This is a genomic window from Radiobacillus sp. PE A8.2 (genome assembly GCF_045635475.1).
Lineage (GTDB): Bacteria > Bacillota > Bacilli > Bacillales > Amphibacillaceae > JBJGXI01.
This window is the reverse complement of record NZ_JBJGXI010000085.1, coordinates 1-7654: the sequence shown is the minus strand read 5'-3', so window position 1 is coordinate 7654 and position 7654 is coordinate 1. Positions and strand designations below refer to the sequence as shown.

4 protein-coding genes are annotated in these 7654 nt (G+C 35.6%); 1 reads left to right on the top strand and 3 read right to left on the bottom strand.

The window, feature by feature from the left end; all coding sequences use genetic code 11:
* Positions 1–79: 79 nt before the first annotated feature.
* A complete protein-coding gene (locus ACI6MV_RS24470) occupies positions 80–1210 on the bottom strand; it encodes a CdaR family transcriptional regulator (RefSeq protein ID WP_407272938.1) in 1131 nt (376 codons plus the stop codon).
* 487 nt (positions 1211–1697) lie between these two features.
* On the opposite strand from ACI6MV_RS24470, the gene ACI6MV_RS24465 reads away from it, so the two are divergent.
* Positions 1698–4682: a glycosyl hydrolase family 18 protein gene (locus tag ACI6MV_RS24465; protein WP_407272937.1), complete on the top strand. Its 2985-nt coding sequence runs from the start codon at positions 1698–1700 to the stop codon at positions 4680–4682.
* Positions 4683–4955: 273 nt separating this feature from the next.
* On the opposite strand, the gene nagA is transcribed toward ACI6MV_RS24465, so the two are convergent.
* Positions 4956–6143, bottom strand: coding sequence for an N-acetylglucosamine-6-phosphate deacetylase (nagA, locus tag ACI6MV_RS24460; protein ID WP_407272936.1), 1188 nt, complete (start codon positions 6141–6143; stop codon positions 4956–4958).
* 544 nt (positions 6144–6687) lie between these two features.
* Complete coding sequence (locus ACI6MV_RS24455) at positions 6688–7623, bottom strand: metal ABC transporter solute-binding protein, Zn/Mn family (protein ID WP_407272935.1); 936 nt, start codon at positions 7621–7623, stop codon at positions 6688–6690.
* Between the last annotated feature and the right edge of the window lie 31 nt (positions 7624–7654).

Genomic DNA, 7654 nt, shown 5'->3' with positions numbered 1-7654 from the left:
TTATATATAATTATATATTTGTATTATTATCCATAAAAATCAAAAAGACATGCGATTTGATTTATCACATGTCTTCTATTTAAGCTGTATTTCCCGAATTAAAAAAGAGAGCTACATAAAACAATGCAATCCCTTCTGAACTCTTCGGATCAATACCTGTTAAGTTATTAATTTGAGTAAGTCGATAATGCAGTGTATTAATGTGGCAATGAAGAGCTTCAGCTGTTAACTTGAGCGATTGATTATGCTCCAAGTAGGTCTTCAATGTTCTCAGTAGTTCGTTATCTGCTTTGATAGATGAGAGAACTCTATGATGATATTCATCCTTGGTTGTATCAGAAACTTCTTCAAGAATTATAGCTAATAATAATGATTCATAAAATACGACTTGAAGGTTCTTCTCTGACACTTTCAGCGCCTTTTCAGCTTGCTTATAGGATTGAGAAATTGTCTTTGCTTGATTAGTTTTTCCTATCCCTATTGCTATTTCAACTTGATATTTTTTCTTCATTTCTTTCTGCCATCTTTGTAATTCATACCCCAACGATGAATCGGTTATATTATTCTTTCTGCTTTTAACTAGAAGAAGTTGTGCCTGCCCCCATCGGATCAATATATCATCTCTACCTTTCGGGAAATGTGTATCAAACCAAATCTTCATATAGTTCTCATTTTGCTGTATTTCTTCCTTTTGTAAATGATTATTAATTTGAAAAAGTACACATTGATAGGGTAGATCTACAGTAATGCCTAAGATTGCTCCTCTATTTATAAAAATGTCATCTACTTCATTACTATAAACCCATTCGTAAACAAATGACTCTAACCCTCTTGTTTCCCATTCTTTTTTTTCAATATAATTCGCTTCTTTTATAATTAATTCGGTCATTCTACGAATAATTTCTGCAAATGGTTCTATTTCGGTCGGGTTTCCAGTAATTCCAATAACACCAATTACTTCACTATCAAAGATAATAGGTAAATTTATACCTGGCTTTACGCCCTGTAGTTTTACTGACATATGATGGGTAATATAAAGCTTTTCCTTCGATTGGAAAACTTTTTTTGCCCCTTCGTGCGTAGTACCGACACGACTTTGATCTGTGGATGCAATAATGATTCCTTCACTATCTACTACGATGATGTGCTCTGTTAGCACGGTACGAACTTCATTAATAATTTTTTTAGCTAATTCCGGAACAAGTCTCAAGAATGTACACCTCATTAAATTATTTTTTTCTAACCTACACATTCGTATTCTAACTAATGTGTATTTCTTTTATTTATAACTTAATAGCTATACTATATCATGTTAGGAATTCGTTCATGAATCAACAACACTTTAAAATATTATTTTATTTTCCGTTTAAATTATTGAAATTTTTAGTTAACACTGTTACAATCAAGACTATTAAAATACCAAATTATTATTTCGCATAAATTATAGGTATTTTAAAATTTAATTTCAAATATATTAAAATTGGAGGTGAATTAATGAATCGACAATTAGATTATAAGAATTGTACATAATTGCTATTTTTCTCCCAGTCTTATGTAACGTCCGTTTTATGTGAACATCCAACCCTACTGAAGCGCTTGAAATTACTACATCAAAGACCTCGACATCAACTTATCTCTTTCTATCAAAGTAATTATTTACTATCAATAAATTAATATAAGTAAAGGAGAAGATTTATTTGAAAAGAGTATTCTCAATATTAACAATTATCTCATTCTTATTAGGGAGTGTTTTTCTACCTTACACATCTAAAGTAGCAGCCGCCGAAGATGAAAGCGCTTCAATTAAAGTGACTACAATTGAAGAAGACGGTAATTCAGTAGAGGGAAGCCCAACAATTACGGCTGTACCAGTTGAAGGTAAACCCGTGGAAAGCATCATGTTTTCAGCAAAAGCATTTAATGAGCCCGATACGAACTATTATCCATACGCACCAAAATCATCAGCTCCATTTGACTGGAGCTGGCCAACAGGGGAGCCTTGGGTTCCAGATGGTAAGTACAGTCTGAAAATGGATATTACTTATCAATCAGGAGATAAAGAAGTTGTAGAAAGAGAAATATTTGTTGATAATTATACGGAACCTAAAGGTCCTGCTGCTCCAACGGATTTAAACGTATCTGACAGAACTAGCAGTAGTGCTACACTGTCTTGGACAGCATCTACTTCTGACAAGTTTTTTGAGTATGTTGTATATCAAAATGGAACCGAGGTTGGTGTAACAAAGGATACATCATATGAAGTTACTGGACTAACTTCAGGTGATACGTATAGCCTTAGTGTGAAAACAAAAGATATCTATGACAACCAGTCGCTTCACCAAGGAACCATCGAAGTTGTTATCCCAACAGATGATAACTCCGAAGCTCCACTTCCTGTGATTAGTGAAATTCAAGCACCAGAACCTAACGGAGCAACACCAGGTGAAGGTGGATTTTCTGGTACTATCAATTTATCGGTAAATGCTGATGTTAATGTTGAAAAAGTTGATTTCTTTGTAAAAACAGTGGAAGCACCAGATTCTGCTTATTGGAAATTCCCTGGAACTACAAAAGACGGCGATTCCTATACTACTTCTTGGTTAACAACATCTGCACCAGAAGATGGGAAGGCCATCATTAAAGCAGTTGCAACTGATTCAAATGGACAATCAAAAACAGTAACAAGGGTGTTTCTAATTGATAACGAAGGGCCAGCAACTGAATTACCAAGCTGGGATCCCGCAGACACACCACCTGCAAACCATATTGTTGGTTATTTAGCAGGATGGTCTCAATCTTTTGATATTTTAACAGATTTAGATGCAAGCAGATTAACACATCTAAATTACGCTTTTGGTAAAATAAGTAATGATTTTGAAATTTTTACGGACAACCCTACTCAAGACCAAAAAAATTATGAAAAACTTCAAGCAGTTAAGGAAGAACATCCACATTTTAAAACGTTAATTGCAATCGGTGGTTGGGGTGGTTCAGCAAACTTCTCTGAAGCTTCAGCTACTGAAGAAACAAGAACTATGTTTGCAAATAATGCAGTTGAATACATGATTGAGAATGGATTTGATGGTGTAGATTTGGATTGGGAATATCCTGTAACTGGTGGTGGTCCTGGAACAACTCCAAATGCAGATGATAAAGAAAATTATCCAAAACTATTAGAAACACTTCGAGAAAAATTGGATGAGCAAGGAGAAAAAGACGGTAAGCATTACTTACTAACTATTGCAGGAGCAGCTAATACAGGATTTATTAACAACGCAACACTGGGTGAAACCCACCAATACCTCGATTATGTTCAAGTAATGACTTATGACATCCATGGTAGCTGGGAAGCAGTAGCAGATTTTAATGCTCCACTGTATGACGATAACGGAAAAACTTGGAGTGTAGATAAAGCGATACAAGCTTATTTAGATGCAGGTGTACCTGCAGAAAAACTAATAATGGGAACTCCTTTTTATGGTTATCGATATAACGTAACTTCTAGCGAAAACAATGGATTACGTCAACCATTTGGCGCAAGTGGTTCAATGACTTACAACCGATTCATTGAAGATGATTATTTAAATAATGGTTATACTCGTTACTGGGATGAGGGAACAAAAACGCCTTATCTATTTAATGAAGAGGAATCTATCTTCATTACCTATGACGATAAGGAATCCATTGCTATAAAAGCTGATTATATTAGAGAAGAAGGTCTTGGTGGGGCGATGATTTGGGAAATTACTCAAGACCACGGAAATGATCTTTTAAGTACACTTTACACTGGATTAAAGGATCCGATTGATCGCTCTGACGATGAAACTGGTTCTGAGGCAGATAAAGTAGAATTAGCGTCTACTATTCAAACTGCTGGCAACTTAACGAAAGATATAGAAGTTGGAACAGCACCTGGGCAATATCCACAAACTGCAGTTGATGCACTAAATGCAGCAATAGCAGTAGCACAAGATGTGCTAGATAATGAGAATGCAACTCAAGAAGAAGTAAATGATGCTTCTGCAGCCCTAAATGAAGCATTAATTACATTTGAAGAATCTGTAATTCCTGAGTCAAATCAACTACCAGATCCGGATACTGACGAACCAACTTCGAAACAAATTAAAGTAGGCGAAACAACCGAAGTCGTAGCAGGATCAGAAATTTCGATTGAAGGAAGTAATACAAGAGTAATGTTACCTGCTGATCTACCAATAGGTACAACTCTAACCGTTAGAGCAGTAAATGAGACTGTGAAAGGTTTAGAGAAAGCAGGAGATGTGTATGAGTTTGATTTTATATATCCTAATGGTGAAGACTTTAACGGCAAATTTACATTAGTATTAGACTATGATGAAACCAACTATTCTTCAAATGAAGTAAGTATCTACTATCATAATGAAGTAAACGATAAATGGGAACATCGTGGAGGACAAGTCGGAAATGGAACAATCACGTTAGAAGTTCCACATTTCTCAACTTATGGCGTTTTTACAGAAATTACTTCTGACGAAAGCAACGGTTCTCAAGACGATGAGGATCAAGGTAATACTAATCAGAATGAACTTCCAGATACGGCTAGCTCTATGTACAATTGGATAGTTATTGGATTGTTCCTCATTAGTATCGGTGCGATTTTTGTGATGATTTCCATAAGAAAAAAAATAAACTTATTTAATTAGTCAATTTCATAATACTCGTTAACAAAGAGGAGAGACTTGTTTTTTGGTCTCTCCTCCTATTTACTAACAATTTATCCGTCTAGAAAAACATACCTAGACCTGAATTTTTTAGAACACCATAAATTAGATTTTCTAGAAAGCGCCTTTTTAATTTTGGATTAAAACTGAACTCAAACCTATCTTGTGCAGGCTATGAGGCTATGTTCATAGTATTATATGCGAAATTATATAACTAAGGTAGAATCCTTGTATGCCTCAATTATATCTTTAATCTTAAAATGCTCTTTTCAGGTAGGCAAGCTTTCCTCTACAAAAAGTCATTAAAATCTCTTGATCATCATCTAATATAACAATATCAGCATCTTTCCCGATTGTAAGACTACCTTTTCGATCATAAATGTCGAGTTCTTTTGCAGGATTAACTGACGTCATACTTATCGCTTCCTCTAATGTGCAATTCGTAAAGGTTAGTACATTTTTTAAAGCTTGCCCCATCGGTAAAACACTTCCCGCTAATGTACCATTCTCCAAAAGAGCCTTACCACCTTCAACAGTTACTTGCTGTCCTCCTAAATCATACGTTCCATTTTTCAAGCATTTAGCTCGCATTGCATCTGTGATTAGAATCATTTTATCCGCAGTTTTTTGTTTGTATGCTAATTGGACTGCCTCTGGCCTTACATGGACACCATCGGTAATGATTTCTACCATTAAATGATCTCTTAATAATGCAGCACCTACCACACCTGGTTCCCGGTGATGCAATCCGCTCATTTGATTAAACAAATGAGTAACATGAGAAAGGCCAGCTTTAATAGCGTGATCAACTTCCTCAAGTGTAGCATCGGAATGACCTACCGAAGCTATAATGCCGTTCTCTTTTAAGTAATGAATTAACTCAGTGGCCATAGGCTCTTCAGGAGCTAAAGTGACTAGTTTAATATTATCGTTAGCCAGAGCTTGCCATCTTTTAAATAAATCTAAATTAGGTTCTATAATGTGGTTTAGTGGTTGAGCACCAGCCTTTGTTTTATTTAAGAATGGTCCCTCTAAGTGAACTCCAATAATCTCTGATTGCCCAGATAGCTGATGATTTAACATAAAGTCACTAGCATTTATCAATGCCTTTTCAATCAATTCTTTATCCTGAGTGATCGTCGTAGCTAAGAAACTAGTCGTACCTTCTTGAGGTAGAGATGAAACCATGTTCAAAAGACTTTCTGTTGTTCCATCCATCACATCTGATCCATTTACACCATGAATATGAATATCGATCATACCTGGAATTGCTTTAGATTTGTTAGGCAATGCAACTATGTCCATGTCTTTACTCTTAGTAAGGTGATTAATATCATTTACATCAGTTATTTTTCCATCTTCTATCTTTATATAACCATCAGGTATTACACCATTATCCGTGTACACCTGAATATTTGTAAGTATTAAATTGTTGTTATACATGTTTTCACCACCAGTTTAGGATATGTATTTTAAACATACCACCAATATGTATAGTTGTCTATACATTAATGAGTGCAGGATTAACTTTCAGGTATGGACACCTGTATGAAAACTTGTTGATGAAACAAGTATTTATTCATTTAGAAGTTCTTAGAAGAGTTGTTTGAGGAAAATGGCATGAATCGTAATCTATCCTTCGGCGTTCACCTATGTATGGTCTACGGTAAGGATGCTCAAGATGTGCTATACCGATCATTATTCTATAGATGAAAAAACAGTTAATCGGTAGTAATAACCAATTAACTGTTTTTATTCATTCTTCTATTGTACTGCTGATTCTCCGGTGACTTCCCCGTCAATAACTGCAGCAGCCTCCACTTCTTCGTTAGCCAACTAATTTGGCGGCATCAAGATACGATATGTTTACTGATGATGTTGCTATTAACACTATGCTTGGTTGGGTTACGTATGATCTCCTAGCTTTTCATAGAGAAACAGCCTTAGCTCTGTCAAGTGTAGGGCTAAGGCTGAAAAACATTTTCTATTACTCTGATAATCCCTCTTTTATCGTATTTATATTCCATTCCATCATTTTGATATACGTATCTCCATCTTCTCCTGGTTCACCTAAGGAATCCGTAAACACTTTTCCCATAATCTCGACATCTGTTTCATTGGAAACAGCTTCCATGCTACGTGGGTCAATACTTGTTTCTAAAAATAATCCTTTAATTCCTTCGTCATTGATAATATCTACGATTCTTGTAATTTGGTCTGGTGTACCTTGATTTTCTTGATTTATTTCCCAAATATATTCTGCTCTGAAACCATAAGCATCACTGAAATATTTGAAGGCACCTTCACTAGTTACGAGAATTCTTTCTTCTTCTGGTATCTCATTAAATTTTTCGATTGCTTCTTGGTGTAATTGTTCTAACTCGGCGATATAGTCAGCTGCGTTTTGCTCATATATTTCAGCTTGATCTGGATCAACTTTAATTAAACCATCCCGAGCATTTTTCGCATATTTAATACCATTCAGGACATTCAACCATGCATGGGGATCTTCTTCACCTTCATTACCTTCTGTCGTCAAATACATCGCATCAACATTTTCACTCATACGAAATACTGGCGCGTCGTCTCCATCTTTCCCTGCTGTTTCCATCAAACGATCAAACCAAGAATTTCCGGCTTCTAGATTTAGTCCATTGTAAAAGACAGCGTCAGCATCGGTTGTTTTTTGAACATCCTCAGGAAGTGGATCATATTCATGTGGGTTAGAACCAATCGGTGCCAAACTATGCACCTCGACTAAATCTCCGCCAACGTTTTTTACAATATCATAAACAATCGAATAGGTGGTTACCACCTGAACCTTATCATCCGTTTGGTTCTCTGTTGATGATTCACTACAAGCTGTTAATAGAAACATAGCCAAGATCCCCGTTGATAAAAAAAACAGAATCTTTTTTAGCATTATGAATGCCTCCTAACCAATTAATAATTAA